At 36.9% G+C, this 18282-nt stretch carries 10 protein-coding genes; 4 read left to right on the top strand and 6 right to left on the bottom strand.

The features are described from left to right. Positions 1–54: 54 nt before the first annotated feature. Positions 55–3000: a bifunctional [glutamine synthetase] adenylyltransferase/[glutamine synthetase]-adenylyl-L-tyrosine phosphorylase gene (locus tag ACFIJP_RS00810; protein WP_375625091.1), complete on the top strand. Its 2946-nt coding sequence runs from the start codon at positions 55–57 to the stop codon at positions 2998–3000. A 675-nt stretch (positions 3001–3675) separates the two neighbouring features. After that, positions 3676–4494 (top strand): outer membrane protein, encoded by an 819-nt coding sequence (locus ACFIJP_RS00805; RefSeq protein ID WP_375625090.1) that lies wholly within the window; start codon positions 3676–3678, stop codon positions 4492–4494. Between the two features lie 1376 nt (positions 4495–5870). Here ACFIJP_RS00805 and ACFIJP_RS00800 read toward each other — a convergent pair. The 5 genes from ACFIJP_RS00800 to ACFIJP_RS00780 all read right to left on the bottom strand — a co-directional run bounded on the left by ACFIJP_RS00800 (position 5871) and on the right by ACFIJP_RS00780 (position 14488). Next, positions 5871–6761: a metallophosphoesterase family protein gene (locus ACFIJP_RS00800; RefSeq protein ID WP_375625089.1), complete on the bottom strand. Its 891-nt coding sequence runs from the start codon at positions 6759–6761 to the stop codon at positions 5871–5873. 895 nt (positions 6762–7656) lie between these two features. Beyond that, complete coding sequence (locus tag ACFIJP_RS00795; protein ID WP_375625088.1) at positions 7657–9753, bottom strand: glutamine amidotransferase; 2097 nt, start codon at positions 9751–9753, stop codon at positions 7657–7659. Beyond that, positions 9750–12548 carry a DUF4159 domain-containing protein gene (locus ACFIJP_RS00790; protein ID WP_375625087.1) on the bottom strand — a complete coding sequence of 933 codons (2799 nt, stop codon included), beginning with the start codon at positions 12546–12548 and terminating at the stop codon, positions 9750–9752. The genes ACFIJP_RS00795 and ACFIJP_RS00790 overlap by 4 nt, the downstream gene beginning before the upstream one ends. Next, a complete protein-coding gene (locus ACFIJP_RS00785; RefSeq protein WP_375625086.1) occupies positions 12545–13456 on the bottom strand; it encodes a DUF58 domain-containing protein in 912 nt (303 codons plus the stop codon). The genes ACFIJP_RS00790 and ACFIJP_RS00785 overlap by 4 nt, the downstream gene beginning before the upstream one ends. Then, the gene (locus ACFIJP_RS00780; RefSeq protein WP_375625085.1) at positions 13457–14488 is read right to left on the bottom strand and encodes an AAA family ATPase; all 1032 of its coding nucleotides are present in this window, start codon (positions 14486–14488) and stop codon (positions 13457–13459) included. A gap of 247 nt (positions 14489–14735) precedes the next feature. Here ACFIJP_RS00780 and ACFIJP_RS00775 point away from each other — a divergent pair, with 247 nt between their 5' ends. Continuing rightward, positions 14736–15989 (top strand): CCA tRNA nucleotidyltransferase, encoded by a 1254-nt coding sequence (locus ACFIJP_RS00775; RefSeq protein ID WP_375625084.1) that lies wholly within the window; start codon positions 14736–14738, stop codon positions 15987–15989. A 537-nt stretch (positions 15990–16526) separates the two neighbouring features. Here the strand turns inward: ACFIJP_RS00775 and ACFIJP_RS00770 are convergent. Continuing rightward, positions 16527–17003, bottom strand: a complete 477-nt coding sequence (locus ACFIJP_RS00770) for a tRNA (cytidine(34)-2'-O)-methyltransferase (RefSeq protein WP_012754878.1) — start codon at positions 17001–17003, stop codon at positions 16527–16529. Positions 17004–17731: 728 nt separating this feature from the next. Here ACFIJP_RS00770 and petA point away from each other — a divergent pair. Then, the gene (gene petA / locus ACFIJP_RS00765; protein WP_375625083.1) at positions 17732–18280 is read left to right on the top strand and encodes a ubiquinol-cytochrome c reductase iron-sulfur subunit; all 549 of its coding nucleotides are present in this window, start codon (positions 17732–17734) and stop codon (positions 18278–18280) included. The last annotated feature ends 2 nt before the right edge of the window (positions 18281–18282 follow it).

The following is an 18282-nucleotide window of genomic DNA, read 5'->3' as shown; positions in this document are numbered from 1 at the left end:
TTTTCATACGTAACAACTATTTTAAAAGTATAAAGCAATAGAAAGGAAGGCAAAATGCTTTTCAAGGGAGCGCAGACGAAACAAGCTTTTTTAAAAACACAGCTTCTCCCTTTATGCCCTCTCGATAAAAGTGGTTCCCAATGGTTAAAAGACATGGAAGAACAAGCAAGGGAAGAAGGTTTAGAATCTCTTATTTCCCTTATCTTAGAGAGTGGAACGCAGATTGATTTTATCAGTTCAGTTATGACCTTATCTCCTTTTTTGCGTGAGGTTTTAATTGCCAATCCATCATATCTTAGTGCTTTATTAAATGTTGATATAGAAACAAGGCTGAGCGAAATTATAGATGATATTACGGCTATTGATAAGGATGAATCTATAAATGAAACTTCATTAATGGCTGCTTTAAGGCGCAAAAAAAGAGAAGCGCATGTTCTCATTGCTTTAGCTGATTTGAGTGGTGTTTTTACTTACGAAGTTTCATGTGCTTGGTTGACACGTTTGGGCGAAGCAGCATTAAGTGTAGCGCTGCGTTTTCTATTAAGAGAAGCGCATGATCATGGTAAGATCAATTTATTAAGCCGTGAGAATCCAGAAAAAGACTGTGGTTTAATTATTTTAGGGATGGGAAAATTAGGAGCAGGGGAACTTAATTATTCTTCTGATATTGATCTTATTGTTTTCATTGATGAAACATCACCTCATATTGGTAATCTTTCTGAAAGTGTTGACGTATTTTCTAAAATGGTACGCCGATTAATCCGTATCATTCAAGAACGCACTGCGGAAGGATATGTTTTTCGTCTTGATTTTCGGCTTCGTCCAGATCCAGGATCAACCCCTTTGGCCTTACCAGTAAGGACTGCCTTGCGGTATTACGAAGGGCGTGGACAAAATTGGGAACGAGCAGCCATGATTAAAGCACGTCCAGTTGCTGGCGATAAGAGGGCAGGTTTTAACTTTCTTAAAGAGCTTTTTCCCTATGTGTGGCGGAAATATTTAGATTACGCTGCTATTGCTGATATTCATTCGATCAAACGTCAAATTCATGCGCATAAAAATTACGGTCAAATTGCAGCTTATGGGCATAATATAAAGTTAGGTCGTGGTGGTATTCGTGAGATTGAGTTTTTTGTTCAGACACAACAGCTTATTGCCGGTGGGCGTTTTCCTCAATTACGTGGACGTCAGACAGTTGCAATGTTAGCAGAACTTCACACGCTTGGTTGGATTAGTGAGAAAACAAGAAATAGTCTTATAAAAAGTTATGCTTTTCTTCGAAATGTGGAACATCGGATTCAGATGCTTTTCGATGAACAAACACACCTTCTTCCAAATGATATTGCTCAATTCACGAGTGTTGCCTATTTAATGGGTTATCAAGACAGTAACAGTTTTATCCGTGATTTATTAAAAACACTTCAGGTTGTTGAAAAACATTATGCAGCACTGTTTGAGAATGAGCAAGAACTTGGTTTAGAAATTGGTAATTTAGTTTTTACAGGTGAAGAAGATGATCCGGAGACATTAATAACGTTAAGCCGTTTAGGCTTTGAAAGAGCAAGTGATATTTGTCGTATTATGCGCACTCTCCATTGTGGTCGTTATAAAGCAACGCAATCAGCCGAAGCACGCGAGAGATTAACGGAATTAACACCAGCTCTTTTGAAAGCTTTTGGTGGGACAAAACGAGCTGATGAGGCGATGTTGCGTTTTGATAGTTTTTTACAGGGCTTACCTTCAGGAATTCAGCTTTTTAGTCTTTTACAGTCTAATCCCTCTCTTTTGGATATGCTTGTCCTTATTATGGGTGCTGCTCCACGTCTTGCAGAAATTATTACACGCAGATCCCATGTTTTTGATGGAATGTTAGATCCGAATATTCTTTCAGAATTACCAACAAAAGCGTATTTAGAAAAACGGCTTGAATATTTTCTTGAAAATATTCTTTCTTATGAGGAAATTCTCGACCATTTAAGAATTTTTGCAGATGAACAACGTTTTTTAATTGGTATTCGAATTTTGAATGGTGCAATTACAGGAGAAAGAGCGGGTTTTGCTTTTACTGCGCTTGCTGATCTTATGATTACAAAAACATTTGCTGCCGTTCAAGAGGAATTTTCTCGTCTTCATGGTAGTATTAAAGGGGGGCGTGTTGGCATATTGGGTATGGGGAAGCTTGGAAGTCGCGAATTAACAGCAGATTCCGATGTTGACCTCGTTTTGCTTTATGAACACGATGATGATGCAGAAATATCTGATGGAGAAAAGCCTCTTTATATCTCTCAATATTATACGCGTTTAGCACAGCGCCTCATTTCTGCTTTATCCACTCTTACAAGCCAAGGTGTTCTTTATGTCGTTGATTTAAGGTTACGGCCGTTAGGCAATAAAGGACCTGTTGCTGTTTCTTTTCCATTTTTTAAAAAGTATTATCGCCAAGAAGCATGGATATGGGAATATCTTGCTTTAACAAGGGCTCGAGGCATTGCAGGAGATCCTGATTTTTTACAAAAGCTAGAAAATGAAGTGTGTGCAATTATTGCTATTTCTCGTGATAAGAAGGAAGTTGCAAAAGAAGTATGTGAAATGCGTTCCTTGATTGCAAAAGAAAAGCCGCCAAAAAATCAATGGGATTTAAAAACGATGTCTGGTGGCATTATGGATTTGGAGTTTATTGCTCAATTTTCTCTTATTACGCATGTCATTGAGTTTCAAATTGGAGCAACAACAGCTGATATTTTAGATCACTTACCAGACAGTTTTCTTAATCAGTCATGTATTGCTGATTTACATTATGCCTATCATCTTTATACAAATTTGAGTCAAATTATACGGCTTTGCTTAAATGATTCTCTTGATCCCAATGATATGCCACCTGGATTAAGTGACCTTTTGTTAAATAGTGTTGGGGAACCTGATTTGCTTCGTGTTGAAAAACTAATTGCAGAAACTGGGCAATTGGTCTGTTCAGTTTTTACAAAAATCATGAAACATTAAAATAATTTTATAAGAATAATAAAAATTATTAATTCCGTTTTTATATATTAATTTTTGTCTTTTATTTCATTACACACTTGAGAGGGTTAGAGTGAAGTTCTCTACTGGTTTATCAAGTATGATGAAAAAAAATTTCTGTTAGATGTGTCATTCTTTATACAAAGAGCGATGAGTGACGAGTTTTGTGAATGATATTCTTTATGAGCCTTATCTCATGTGTATGATAAAAGCATATGGGTCATTTATTAAGCAGCGGTATATCAGATACATTTATGAATTAAGGGATATTCAACACAAAAATATATGCAAGAGTGTTTTTATCGTACAGATTTATATAAAAACTTATAGAGATTATGTCTCATTACACTAATAATACCAAAATATTGAAATCAATATGATAAAAAGCTTTATTGATGACATATCTCATTTTTTCAAAAAATTGACATTATAATTATTTGTATAATTATGGATAATAATGATTAATATGAAGACATAAAAAATAATATGTAATAATTAATGGAAATATAAAGCATATTTAAATTTCTTTATAATATTATTTATTAAAACTAATTTTATTTTTTTATAACTGTGTCATTTTTGCTATAGATTTTTAAAAAAAACTGTGAAACTATTTACTATTATTTATGTATCACATTAGCTTTTAGGGGAGCAATTATGATTACAAAGTATTTAGTCTCAACATCTATCTTTTCTTTAATTTCAATTTCTGTAGTACAGGCGGCGGATATGGTTACTCCTGAACAGCCCGTTCCTGTTATTGCAGCTCCTGCTTTTTCTTGGACAGGATTTTATCTTGGAGGACAGATTGGTAGCTTTTCAGGTAAAACAACTGCAAGTTATTTAAAAGATGAGACGGGGATATGGAATCCAATTGGAAAGGAGGATTTACCTAAACTTTCTGGTTTTATAGGGGGAGTTTATGCAGGTTCCAATATTGATATCGATAATGGTTTTATTATAGGTATTGATACGGATATTATGTGGTCTGATAAAAAGGGTACAAAAGATATTAATCGACCCAAAAAAAGTCAAACTGAAGAAGATTCTTCAGAAGAAGCAAATCTAACAAGAGATTCTCATGAGGAGGATTCGACAATACCTATTGAAGCTGTACGTCATACTTTAAAACAAAAATGGGCTGGTGCTACGCGGGTGAGAGTTGGTTTTGCGATTGAGCGTGTAATGCCTTATGTTTCTGGAGGGATTGCTTATACGCAACTTCAGAATATTTTTGGGTTAGTTGCTGACAGCAACAACAGAGCAGTTAATTTTTCTGATTGGTTGCATGATGAAAAAAAGACCATGATTGGTTATACCCTCGGAGGTGGTGTTGATTTTGCAATGGCTGATAATGTTATTGTGCGTGCAGAATACCGTTATTCAGATTTTGGTAAGAAGAAGTTCGTGCATGATAAATTTGAAATGGGCTACAAGACAAACGATTTCCGCGTGGGTGTAGCTTATAAATTTTAGTTTTTGCCGAATTAAAAATTCAAAAGTCTCATTTTAGAATGAGGCTTTTATTTTTTAGATATGTGCAGTGAAATATCCTTCACTCAAAAGAGTTACTATTTTATTCGAACAATACGTTTATTTATAAATATAATTTACTTTTTCATGTTGAGTGAGAGACCCAAGTATCATAAGATTTTCTCATTTTAAACCTATACCATGTTGAACCAGTGAAAACCATGTCTTTTGCACGTCAAAAGGAGGGAGAGCCGTGAGATAAAAAACATGAAAGAAAGAATAAAAATACTCCTTATGAACCTTCTCAAGTGCCAAAGGCTGTCGCTGCATTGGGACTTGGCAAAGTGTGAGATTTTGATACTAGCTGGCTTTTTCATAAACGTAAAGATGGTGCTGCTAAATGAACTTATCATTACATTATTCATAGGTGCTGTGGGAAATGGATTTGGGTGCTTTAAAAGATGCTTTTTTAAAACAAACACATGAATTGGCAACTTAATTGCGTTTTGTTTTATTTGAAATACCTCTCATACAATCGACGTTTCTGTTTTTCATTGTCGTAAGATATTTATTTAATAACAAAAAATCGTTAAAGCACGTAAAACTACATCCGCAATAAAACTTAATAATAATAATTTATATTAATAAAATATCTATAAAGATTATTATAAAGTGATTTATAGGAAAAAATAGATAGCAAATTATGAATTTATCGAGACATAAAAAACATTATTAACTATGCCTATTATAGAAATAGAATCTATTATTTTTATAAATCTTTTAAATGTACGATAATAAATGTCGAATGAAATAGTAGGGGATTATTTCAAATATATTTACGATAAATCTGTATTGACGATAAATCAATCAACATCATTTGTTCATGAACTACAAGTATGTTTGGTTATTGAAATTATATACTTTAGTTATTGATTTTCAGGTATAGAATCTGAATGAGGTTCTCTATTATTCTATAGAAGATACATCACTGTAGTGGTATAAGGATTTTGCGCATTAGATGCTTTTGGAGGAGTGTATGATAAAATTCAAGGCATGATTTGTGTGTAGAACTTTGTGAAGTCAATCACATGCACAATTAGCAGGTGGAATCTGTGCGACAAGAATCTGGATTATTTATAGATCAGGTGTGGTAGAAGTTTTCGTCCTTTAGGACGGGAAGGAAATAGACCGATGAGCTTGTAAAGCCAGTCATATAAGAGGGGTAGCAGATAGAATTCTCTGAGAGAAATTAATTTATCGACAGAGAAAGTGAAACTTTGTCTTTTAAGGAGAAAAAGGGAAATAAGAATTATGATTTCCAAAGGGATATGAAATAAAAATATTTTCGTTTTTGGTTGTTTTGGCAACTATGAAGGTGTTTAAAGATTAATTGTTTCAATACATGCAATCTCGTTTTGAGGGTTGATAATGCTATAACGTTGCAATTGGCAGTGCCATTGATTTTGTAAGTGTTCAATGGAAAATAAATTAAAGCCTGCGGGTGGTTTTTTATCACCAAAAGCTTGTGATGCGGAAGGAACACCAACAATAGGAATTTTTTTAATTGGTCCTTCAATGTAATTCAATGTGGGTAAATGAGTATGTCCGTGAAGAATAAGTTCGCAACCGTGATATTTGATAACGTCTAGAAAACGTTTTATATCTCGTAGTTTTTTATGCCAAGATGTTGCCTTGGGAAAGGGGGGATGGTGAATCATGACGACACGAAAAAGGTTACGCTGTGCTGCTTCCTTTAAAAAGAGCGGTAAAGTTTGCGCTTGCATTTTACCAAAATAACCAGAAGCTTGAAAAGGTGGTGTCGCGATGGCTGAAGAAGTTGCTATGATGGCGACATTTTTGCGAATGCGCATATAAGGAAAAAGAAAGGCGCTTTTTTGAGGGACATCACCTGTGATCCAAGGTTTAAAAAGAGTACATGCTTTTTGGAAAGCACCGCGGACATAGGCGTCATGATTTCCAAATGTCAAGGAAATATCTTGAGGTTGTCCTAAGTTAAGTAGCCAACGATGTGCTTGTTCAAATTCCTTATCTAGAGCAAGATTAACAAGATCACCAGAGATCACAAGATGATCAGGTTTTTTTTTGTTCAAGACATCTATTAAAGTTTCTAGGACATTTGTTACCATTTGACTCTTACGTTTTCTTTGCCAATTCAGATAACCGGTAAGACGCTTTCCAGAAAGTTCAAAAAGGGAAGGTTGCGGGAGAGGGGAAAGATGTACATCCGATATATGGGCAAGATAAAACATAAAAGCTCGTAGAGTATTAAAAATGATTTAGATAATAAGCATAAGATAAGTTGATACTTAAAGGCAAGAAGGATTGTAAAATGAAAAATAGCTTGTTGAAAATATGAGAAAATTCTTTTAAGAATTAACGCTGTATTGTATTTTTTATGAAAAGAACAACATAATACAACATATCATTCTTGGTAGCCGATATGTTTTTTCTATGATGGGATAGACTTTAAAATGATGGTCATAAAGTTTTAAGACTTTTAAACAGCTTTCATACGACCACACATTATCATAAAAAATCTAATTATTCAGTATAAAATGCAAAAGAATGTATTGTATTTATCAGGAATTTTTACGGTTTTTGGCTGCCATGTATTGCTTTTAACGGGAGATTTTTTCACGCAAAACAGAACGATTCAAGAAGAAGATCCCAAATAAAATATCATTGTGTTGTACATTCATATATTTGTTTTGAAGAGATATTTCCCAGTGCGCTTGATCGCATTTCACGAAAGTTCTCAATTCTATGAAAAGTCTCGTTTATAAGGCTTATTATGCGCCACCATTTTACATTTATACAAGGTGCAAAGTAAAACCATCATACTATTCCCTCCCAATTTTGTGAAAATCCTTGCTTTAAGAGGATTCATAAGAGGTACTTTACTCTTTTCTTCAATGGTGTTTATTCATACAGATCTCTTTTAATGATGTGCAAGCGAGTGATTTTAATTAATTTAATATAGAAAGTATTACAAAAAAGAAAAACCCTACAGGGAATAATAACTCAATATGACAATAATGATAAATTATCATTATAGATCAATGTTTTTATCTAATTGTAAAAGACAAGAAAATACACAAAAAAATAAGCTGAATTTTAAGACTATTATATGAAATTTCAGATTTTTCAACGGCTTTCACGATACCACATGCTGCTCAACAGTAAAAGGCAAGCAAGCAGCGCCAAGAAACCAGAAAATATCGAAAAATAAAAGGTATTAATTAAACGGGTTTCTGTCGCTTCTTTCAGAACAATTGAATGTGCTGGGGAAGAAGACGGGTTTATTTTTGATTGAATCAGCTTGAATGGAGGAAGATGAATGTTTTCTTTTCCCTCAGGGTGTAACCGTCCGATGTAACCACCGGTGTGCTTAATAATGGGAGCTAGTTTTTCTTGTGTTGAAATTAAGTCAAACAATTCAAGATTATCGAGTATCCCTACAGAAGAAAGTATTGTTAAATCGCCATTTTTAATGGTAAAAATTCCTGTTTCATCAGTGGTCCCGGTTGCGCTGAAGAGACCTTCTTGCTCTTTGGTGAGAGTGATATTTTCTTTTTTTCCAGAAGGAAAGGTTATTTCAGCGGGTTCTGGATGGTCTTTTAGAGTTTGGCGGCGAATTGTTAAATGATGATGGCTGCTAGTTGCACTTAATTTTTCTTCCTCAAGCTCTGGTTCTTTCATGAGCCAATGGGCAATACGACGATAAAGAGTTGCATAAGGACCGCCGCCTTCGAAACCTCGTGCCCAAAGCCAACTTTCATCGGAGAGCAACATGCCTACACGTCCTTTATCAACATGCGCGAGAAGTAAAAGTGGTTGTTCATCGGCTCCTTTCATGAGGGCGATTCCGTTATTTATGTTTTGAATAGCAATTTGTCGCAACCATTGCCCCCATTGAGAAGCTGGAAGGTTAAGTGTTGCAAGTCCCCTTGTGACAGGATGGCGCTCACCTTCTTTGGTTAATGTGGGGCGAAAAGGCTTTTCAATAATAGTTCCATTGGGCAATGCCGGTAGAATGCTTATTAAAGGTGTTTTCGCAAGTGAGTTGTTTTTTGTAAATTCAGGTCCTGTTACCATCAGCAATGCACCCCCCTTTTGTACATATTGGGCGATATAATCATAATAGATTAAGGGTAGAGCAGCAGAGTGCTGGTAGCCATCAAGGATGATGAGATCAAAGTTATTAATCTCTTCAACAAAGAGTTTTCTTGTCGGAAAGACCACCAAGGATAATTGGCTTAAGGGCGTATTATCTGCTTTGGTGGGAGGACGTAAAATAGTAAAGTGAACAAGATCAATATTGGAGTCACCTTTCAAAAGGTCTCGCCATGTCCGTTCTCCATTATAAGGAGCACCTGAAATAAGAAGAACGCGTAAATTTTCTCTGATTCCTTCAATGATTGTTATGGCGCGGTTGTTTTCAAAGCTTAGTTCACCTTTGTGTGGATCGGTTATCACTTGGATAATATTTTTTTCAGCATGAGGAAGGGTAATTTCAGTTTGAAAAATCACGCCAGGAGTCACAGAATAATGGCCAATGTCTTGTCCATTGACGCTTAGTGTAATATTTGCTTTCTGCGGTATTGTTTTTTGGGCTGGCCCTTTATCTTCTACCAAAATGGAGAGCGTTTGTGGTTTGTTGACAAGGGCAAAGCGTGGAGGAGAAATAAACTTGATTTGGCGATCAAATTCATCTGAGTGCCCTGTAATCAGGGTATTGAGAGGGGCTTCATGATGAAGGTCTGATAGGTCAGGAATGTCATGCACTTGTCCATCGGTGATAAAAATGGTTCCTGCATAACGAGAGGGCGGTACATCAGATACTGCTTGTGTTAAAGCCTCAAACAAATTCGTTGAGGGCGCATACTGATTATCAGCAAGTTTTCCAGCTTCAATAAAGCGTGGTTCAAATTGTGGATAATGCGCTAATGCTTGCGTTAATTGCGCGCGCGCTTCATCACTGTCGTTTGTACGTGTTCCAAATGTTTGGCTTTTGCTGCGGTCAATAACAATTCCCACTGTGCTTTTCAGTGGTTCGCGCTGTTCTTTTATGATCATTGGATTGAGCAAAGCAAGGATGAGGGCGCTTAATGCCATCAGACGAAATAAAGAACCTTGACGTTGAGTAACAAGACCAACAACGACAAAAAGCATTGATATTCCACTTAAGAACAGAATCCAAATGAGTGGTAAAAAAGGCTGAAAAGTGAAAAATGATATCATTGCCTTCTTTCTCTTTTAAAGCGTTCCAAGAGTGCTGGAACATGAACTTGGTCCGCTTTATAGTTTCCTGTAAGAACATAAAGGACAATATTTAAACCTGCACGAAATGCCCATAGACGTTGCATTGGATCATTGGGAACAAGGGGATATTTCCATGTCCCTTTTTCATCGAGTGCCCAAGCACCGGCAAAGTTATTGGCGGTGATGAGAAGAGAACTTACATTATCACCGCTAGCAAGAGAATTTTTATTTTTTTTGTTTGTTGATGAGGATTCAATCCATAAAGGTGAACCACGGTAGAGACCAGGAAAATCTGGCATAATATAAAAAGAACGTGCAACAACATGATCCGTTGATGCTGGCTCAATGGATGGAATATTTAACTCTTTTAAGATATCTCGTAATCGTTGCGTTTCTGGAGTGGCATCTCCTTCAAGATTAAGATTACTCTTTATCTGATCGCGTGTGTCAAATAAAATTGTTCCCCCATGTTTCATAAAGTTATTTATTTTTTCAAGAATTTTGGGGGTAGGTATAGGACTCTTAACATCAATTGGCCAGTAAATAAGAGGATAAAAAGAGAGTTCATCTTTATCGAGATCAAGTGCTGTAACAGAGCCTGGGGTAAGCATTGTACGTTCTGCGATAAATTGACTTAACGCTTCTAGACCACTTTTACTCGTTGTATCAATTTCATGATTATTGGTTATAACATAGGCAAGATGTGTTGCACCAGCAGCTTGTACACTATCATGATGATTTTCTTTCGTTTGTGCATGAAGTGTTGGATCATATGAAAACAAGGCAATAAGACTTATAAAAGGGAGGAGAAATATATTACGCCGTTTCATGAAAGAAAAAATATCTCCCATCCATAAAATGAGAAAATTGTCAAAGGCGAATAATAAGATGGCTAATCCTAAAAGTGGACCGATAAGATTTTTTTCTTTTGTATCGTAAGATAAAGGGCTTTTATTAAGAGAAGTTGGCAATGATGATTGTTTCATCAAGTGCGACGAATGAGTTAAGAGATTGAGTGCATAAAAATCGCTTTTGACACCATAAAGTCCTGGGGGAGTATTATAGGAAGGATGGGGTGGATTTTGAGAGTCAAAGACCAGTGGAACAACATGAGAGGGCGGTACTTGTAATTGTCCGTCAGCGGCTATGGTTCGCCACGGGTTTTGTACCATTGTTCTTTTTTCTCTATGTGTTAGGTTGGTGTTTTCGTGAGACCCTAATGTGATTAGTTTTTGCAACATTTGTGCAAAAAAGCCAGAAAGAGGAAGATTAGACCATGTTGGGTCAGGAGCAACATGAATGAGAATGAGGGTTCCTTTACCACGTTTTGCTGCGGTAATAAGAGGGGTTCCATCCGCAAGGCTAAGCCACGTTTTTTCAAAAAGATCTGGGGCTGGTTCTGCGAGGATTTGGCGCGAGACAGAGACATCTTCTGGAAAAGGGAGATCAAAGAAAAAACTATTTTTTGCAAAAGGAGCAAGCTTTTGTGGTTTCGTCCAAGACATAATACTTCCAAGGAAACGTTGACCCTGACGCAGCGGTATCGGAAGGAGACTATCATAATGTTCTGCACTACTGAGTTTTTCTCCTGCAAAGCGGATGAGTGTTCCCCCTTTATTCACAAAATCAGAAAGTTTTTTTTCTGCTTTTTCAGGCATGTTAACCATGTCGCTCATAATGAAAACAGATGGATTTTGTTTAAGCAAATAATCAATATCCGTTGAAAGCTCTCTTCCACCGGCGGTTATAAGCTGTGTATATTCCTGTAATGCTTTGATAATGTAATAAAATGGAGAAAGTAAAGGCTGTGCCATTTCATTGGTATCGGGTGATAGAAGAGCAACACGGCTTATCCTATTATGGCTGTCTACCAAGAAAGTTGCAGCAGCATGGTTTTGATTATTCATTTTTATCCAAGCGATGTCATTGCGTAGTTCAAGTGGTACATCAAAAGGGACAAGAGCTGTTGTTTCTCCTTCAGAAAAATTTTTCGTAAATTGACCGAGAAGTTGATTGTTTGAATCGTAGAGGTTGAGTGTAGCGGAAGTTTTGCCGTGTGTTGTTGAGCGGATAATACGCGCGACCATACTTCCATCATTATTTTCTACGGATGTTATACCGATTAAATCGGAAATATCCGCCAAATACCATAAGAATTTTTCAGGTTTTAATTCTTCAAGCAAAGCAAAAGTTTGCTCATCTTCATTTGTTTGTAATCCATCACTTAAATAAGCAATATCAAGAGGTTTTCCTTTGGTTATTTTTCTGAGTTTTTTTAAGACATGCACACGGTTGACAGACCAAGGACGCGGTTGCAAATGCATTAAATGCTGTTTTATAATCTTAGCTGGTTGGGGCTCTATATTGGAGATATCATTTTCAGCCGTTGCAACAAGGTAAATATTTTTTTGCTGTTTTTCTGCCTGTGTAAGGAGCATTTCAGCGATAGAGATGCGCTTTTTCCATTCTTTTACAGAAGCCCAACCATTATCAATAATGAGTGCAAGGGGTTGAGATCCCGAAAAGCTGATTGGTTTTTGATTCCACGTGGGGCGTGCTAAAGCTATGATAACAAGTGCCGCTATGGTTAAACGCAACAAGAGCAACCACCAAGGTGTATGTTTTGCTGTTTCCTGCTGATGAGTCGGTTTGGGTAAGAAGCGTAACGGAGGGAAAAGCTCTTTACGCGGAGATGGAGGAGTTATCCGCAACAGCCACCAAATGACCGGTAGGCACAAAAGCCCTAGTAACAGAAAGGGAGCAGAAAAACTCAAAGCGCCCCCCTTTTTTGCAATGGAGAGCCGCCCATTGTATTTGCAAGATAAAAAATGGTCTCTGTTAAAGGTTGATCCGTTGTACTAACATGATAAGACCATCCTTGGCGTGCGCAAAAATTTGCCAATTCTTGTCGCCTTGCGTGATATAGTTTACAATAGTTCTTACGAAGATCTTCTGCTTTTGTGGAAACATGTTTCTCTTTCGTTTCAGGATCAAAAAATTCTGTGTGGCCTGTGTAGGGAAAGCTTTCTTCTGCGGGATCAGAAATTTCAATTAAATGAGCTGTCACCTGTTTTGTAGTTAAAACAGTTAAATGTTGGATGATTTTTTCAGGATAGTCGAGAAAATCACTCATTATAACGACATGTGAAAAGCGTGTAATCGTTGAAAAATCCGGAAATGAATTTTCATCTGAATGATTTTCTAAAGCAAAGGCTATTCGCTCTACGACATTTGATGTCATTGTGGGGGACATTAAGTTTGGAATAGCAATATGTTCGCCACTGCGAGCAAGAAGTGATGCTAGGGTAAGGGTAAGAATAATGGCATGATTACCTTTAGAGATTTTAGAAAAGCGCGAACAGTAATGCATTGATGCGCTCTGATCGGGACAGAGCCAAACGATTTGTGTCATTTGCCATTCGTGTTCGCGGAGATACGTATTTTCATCACGCGCTGAGCGACGCCAATCAATGCGGGTAATGGATTCTCCTTCCATATAGGGACGAAATTGCCAAAAGTTTTCCCCATTACCGCGTTTACGTTGTCCATGCCATCCGGTTATCAGTGTATTAGCGATATGACGCGCTTGTAAAAGGAAATATGGCATTTTGCCAATATCCTTATGGAGTTCATTTGCCAGCGACAATGGAGGCTTTTGTAAAACTTTTTTGCCAATAGCCATTCAAAGAGCATCTTTCACAAGATTATTGATAATATCTTTTACGGTTATATCTTCAGCACGGGCAGAAAAATTAAGAGCCATGCGGTGTTGTAATACGGGATAGGCCAATGCTTCAACATCATCAAGTGAGGGGGCTAAGCGTCCATAATAAAGAGCACGGGCGCGAACACAAAGTGAAAGGGCTTGTGATGCCCGTGGACCAGGTCCCCAAGAAACATAAGTATTAGCAAGGCTATTGTCTTTATGAGGGCGAGTTGAGCGGACAATTTTTAAAATAGCTTCGATCACATTTTCTGAAAGAGGCATTTTGCGAACGATATTTTGAATTTTTTGCAATTTTTTGGCAGATAAAATTGGTTTTGCATTTGATTTCTTTTCTTTTGTTGTTTCTAAAATGATCCGTCGCTCTGTTGTGAGGTCAGGATAGTCAATATCGATTTGCATCAAAAAGCGATCTAGTTGCGCTTCAGGAAGTGGATAGGTTCCTTCTTGTTCGAGAGGATTTTGCGTTGCAAGAACATGAAAAGGTTGTGGCAAATCATAACGGTTACCTGCAACAGTAACATGATATTCTTGCATAGCTTGTAAAAGGGCTGACTGTGTCCGTGGAGAAGCACGATTGATTTCATCGGCCATGAGAAGTTGCGTGAAAATAGGACCTTGAATGTATCGAAAAGAACGTTTACCGTCTTTATCGGAATCCATAATTTCAGAACCAATAATATCCGATGGCATTAAGTCAGGAGTAAATTGGATGCGTTTTTCGTCAAGCCCTAAGACTGTTCCCAATGTTTCAACAAGACGTGTTTTTGCAAGTCCTGGAGCACCGACAAGAAGGGCGTGACCACCAGCAAAAATAGCGATTAAAGCATATTCGATTACCTGACTTTGCCCAAAAATAACTTTGTCAATTTCTTGTTGTAAAATATCCAATTCTTTGTGTGCTGTATCAATATCATCAATAATGACTTGAGCATCATGATTGATATTGACCTTTTTTACAGAATTGGATGATGGATCATGTTGACTCATATTTCTTCCTTAAGGCGTTTGTCGCAAAAATGGTAATTTTCTCTGCATGATAATGGATATCTTATTGTTTGTAACAGAAAATGAGAAGAAATGAAGTATCATATGCCATTTTTTCATATTCGTATACAAGAAGAGAAAAGTTTTTTTGGAAGGAATAGACGTGTTTTATAAGGGATGTCTTAAAAATTTTGTTGTATGAAGAGAGTTCTTTAAAGCAATGAAGACAACTTTTTTGAAAGGTTAAAGGGTGAACATAAGACATGACTTCAAACAGGTTGCGTGGTTACAACAAAGGGATATCCAAACACTTCTTCGTGTTTTGTCTTTGGAGGGAGAAGAGGCGCGTATTGTAGGGGGAGCAGTGCGCAATCAACTGCTAGGGCAGCCTATTAGTGATATTGATATTGCAACAACCTGTTTGCCGCAACAGGTTATTGCACGTGTAGAAGAAGCAGGATTTAAAGCTATTCCTACAGGGATTACTTTTGGTACAATAACAGTAGTTGCTCATTCATGTTCCTATGAGGTTACAACGCTTCGCTGCGATATTGAAACAGATGGTCGTCATGCAAAAGTGGCATTTGGTCGTGATTGGAAAAAAGATGCTGAACGGCGGGATTTTACGATAAATGCGCTTTATTGTGATGCTGCTGGCAATCTTTATGATGATGTGGGAGGTTTGAGTGATATTGCTAGCCGAACAGTTCGTTTTATTGGGATTGCAGAAGATCGTATTTGCGAAGATTATTTGCGTATTTTACGTTTTTTTCGCTTTTTTGCATGGTATGGAGCAGGGCGACCTGATGTACAAGGATTGAAGGCATGTGTTCGTTTAAAAGACGGTTTAAAAAAACTTTCTTCTGAACGTATTTGGGCAGAAATGAAAAAGCTTCTTACGGCGTTTGATCCAACGCGTGCTCTGTTATGGATGCGACAAAGCAGAATTTTGGCACTCATTTTTCCTGAAACAGAACGATGGGGTATTGATGCAATTCACGCATTGGTGAAGACAGAACACGCTCTTGGTTGGAAAGTTGATCCATTGTTACGGCTAGAAAGCCTTCTTCCTCCTGACCCCATACGTCTTCATGAAATGGCACAGCGCTTGCATTTTTCCCATAAAGAAAGAACGCGATTAAAAGAATGGGCAGAGTTAGAAATAATAAACCAAAACAGTTCTGATCATTTTGTGCAAAAACTTATTTATTTTCATGGACGACAGCCAGTTTTAGATCAATTATCGTTGTCTGTCGCTGCATCACATCTCGATAATCTGGAAAAAAGTGATGCTTTGCAAAAAGCAGAGGATTATGTCAAGCTTCATCAACTTGCCAAAAAATGGCAGATTCCAACTTTTCCCATTAATGGTAACGATTTAATAAAGAAAGGTTTTGCTAAAGGTGTGCTTTTAGGAAAAAAGCTTAAAGAGTTAGAAATGATATGGGTTGAAAGCGGATTTTTAATGGATCGTCATGTATTATTAGAAAAAATTGATTTATAATAATAATTCATTATTCGTCATGTGAAACAAGAGCTCTGAATATTGTAAGGTTATTTCAAACCTGTTCTTATTACATCAATCAAAATTATAGCCTTACACATTACAAGTGGGGAAATCCGTGTGAGGAAAAATGATTACAGAGAGAAAAAAAGTCTCGTATGAACCATTTCAAAGATAAGGATTTTGAAAGTGAAAACGGATAAAAAGAATAATGATAGCGGTTTGCACTTTGTATGAGCATAAAGAGGGGGATGTCCAATGGATTTTTACTATGAGGAGTATTTAATCATTCATAGGTGGTGATATGAAATGGATGTGATGAGCACTAAGAAATATTTATTTTATCAGCACTTGATTGTTGGAAAATGATAAGCGTTATACGCTCTAACTGTTCTTTATATGTTGTATATTGTTTTCGTGATAATTTATGGGTTTTTATAGGCATTCTGTAAGTTATTCCAAAAGTATTATTGAACTTTATGCGCTTTTAATTACTCATTATATTCTACTAAAGATTTTAATGGAATTGTTGTGTTTTTATAGATTACAGTTTCTTTCATGATAACCAATTTGTCGTAATGCTTCTCCCGTTGTTATGGCTACGCACATGGCGAGATTTAGAGAGCGTGCCTGTGGTTGCATGGGAATTTTCAATGTGTAATCGGCAGCTTCATGAACATAATCGGGAACCCCAGCTGTTTCACGACCAAAAAGTAAAACATCATTTTTTTGATAGCATATCTGCGTATAGCATGTTTTTGCTTTTGTACTTAAAAGCAACAGACGGCGGTTAAAGTGTTTCATGGAGCTTATAAAATGTTGCCAATCGATGTGTCGTTCTAAGGAAGCATATTCGAGATAATCCAATCCTGCGCGTTTGAGATTACGATCCGACAGATTAAAGCCTGCGGGTTCAATAATGTGCACATGTAAACCAAAACAAGCGCTGAGACGTAAAATCGTTCCAGTATTACCAGCGATATCAGGTTGGAAAAGAGCTATATGAAGTGTCATGTTCTCTGTAATATGATTTTTCTTTCGACTTTGTAAAGAAGCGCCACAATTTATTCGAAAAATATGCTTTGAGAAATACATGTTTTTTTACGTTTAATTTTTATTCACTTTAAATTTCAGGGAAAAAGTTATGTACACAGGTTTGTTTGGGATAAGAGAGAATCTCCCTATTAGGGACTTCCTTTATATTGAGCGATACATGAAATGGATTGGCTCATTATGTTGAAAAGTGGGATATTTAATAAGGTTAGATCATCCATTTTAATGAAAATCAACAAAATATGCTTTTTATGCAAAAGCAGAAGCGGAAAAAATACTCATTCAACCAGTTGGAATTGAGGGAGGGAGAGGTGCTGTAAATGTGTTAAAGAAATAATCGATAAGCTCAACTTATTTACTGAGACCTGGTCATAACAAGACTATGTTTCTTTCTTTAGGAGTGTTTATTTACACGCTATCTCCATTTTTCACAGGTGGGGGAGTAATTTTGATTGATTAATATGAATAGGTTTGAAATGAAAGAAGTTTACGGTGTTTCAGTATTTCATTCACTCTGTAAAACGATGAATTATCATTATAAAGCAGTTTTTTGTATAGACCATACAAATGGCAGAAGTTTTTTACAGGCATGTTGTTATGGTTGAGGCAACTCAGTGATCAAGCATTGTACAATGGGAGAGGGTATGGTAGAAGAATGTTTTAGCAAATAGTCTCTTTAAGTTAAGGCCATGGTTGAGCAAACGAGGCGGGATTTTCTGTTTTTGGTAACAGCTGTTGCAGGAGCAGTTGGAATGGGAGCGGTTGCGTGGCCTTTTATCCGTCAGTTGCGTCCAGATGAAGCTATTTTGGCATCTTCCTCTGTTGAGGTTGATCTTTCTGGTATTGAAGAGGGGATGTCGGTGACGGTAAAGTGGCGAGGACAGCCTGTTGTTATTCGAAATCGTACGACAAAAGAAATTGCTGATGCGCGCGCTACTAAATTAAGTCTTCTAAAAGACCGTCAAGCGCGAAATCCTAATCTTGAAGGTGAAAAAGAAGCAACAGATTTTGCGCGTTCAGCAGGTAAAGGACGTGAAAATTGGCTTATTGTTATTAATCTTTGTACGCATCTAGGCTGTGTAACACTTGGGCAATCGGGTAAATTTGGAGGATGGTTGTGTCCTTGTCATGGGTCTGTTTATGATACTGCTGGAAGAGTGCGGTCAGGTCCAGCTAACTATAATTTGGCTATTCCACCTTACCAATTTCTTTCTGATACTTTGCTCAAAATAGGATAAGG

Origin of the sequence: Bartonella sp. MU37NMGALS, assembly GCF_042194015.1 — a bacterium.
Lineage (GTDB): Bacteria > Pseudomonadota > Alphaproteobacteria > Rhizobiales > Rhizobiaceae > Bartonella > Bartonella grahamii.
The sequence above is the reverse complement of the archived record's forward strand: the minus strand, read 5'-3'. Positions and strand labels throughout refer to the sequence as shown.

Bases quoted from the DNA above. Each gene is read 5' to 3' on its own strand.
- ACFIJP_RS00810 (WP_375625091.1), top strand. From the start codon at position 55: ATGCTTTTCAAGGGAGCGCAGACGAAACAAGCTTTTTTAAAAACACAG.
- ACFIJP_RS00805 (WP_375625090.1), top strand. From the start codon at position 3,676: ATGATTACAAAGTATTTAGTCTCAACATCTATCTTTTCTTTAATTTCA.
- ACFIJP_RS00800 (WP_375625089.1), bottom strand. From the start codon at position 6,761: ATGTTTTATCTTGCCCATATATCGGATGTACATCTTTCCCCTCTCCCG.
- ACFIJP_RS00795 (WP_375625088.1), bottom strand. From the start codon at position 9,753: ATGATATCATTTTTCACTTTTCAGCCTTTTTTACCACTCATTTGGATT.
- ACFIJP_RS00785 (WP_375625086.1), bottom strand. From the start codon at position 13,456: ATGGCTATTGGCAAAAAAGTTTTACAAAAGCCTCCATTGTCGCTGGCA.
- ACFIJP_RS00780 (WP_375625085.1), bottom strand. From the start codon at position 14,488: ATGAGTCAACATGATCCATCATCCAATTCTGTAAAAAAGGTCAATATC.
- ACFIJP_RS00770 (WP_012754878.1), bottom strand. From the start codon at position 17,003: ATGACACTTCATATAGCTCTTTTCCAACCTGATATCGCTGGTAATACT.
- petA (WP_375625083.1), top strand. From the start codon at position 17,732: ATGGTTGAGCAAACGAGGCGGGATTTTCTGTTTTTGGTAACAGCTGTT.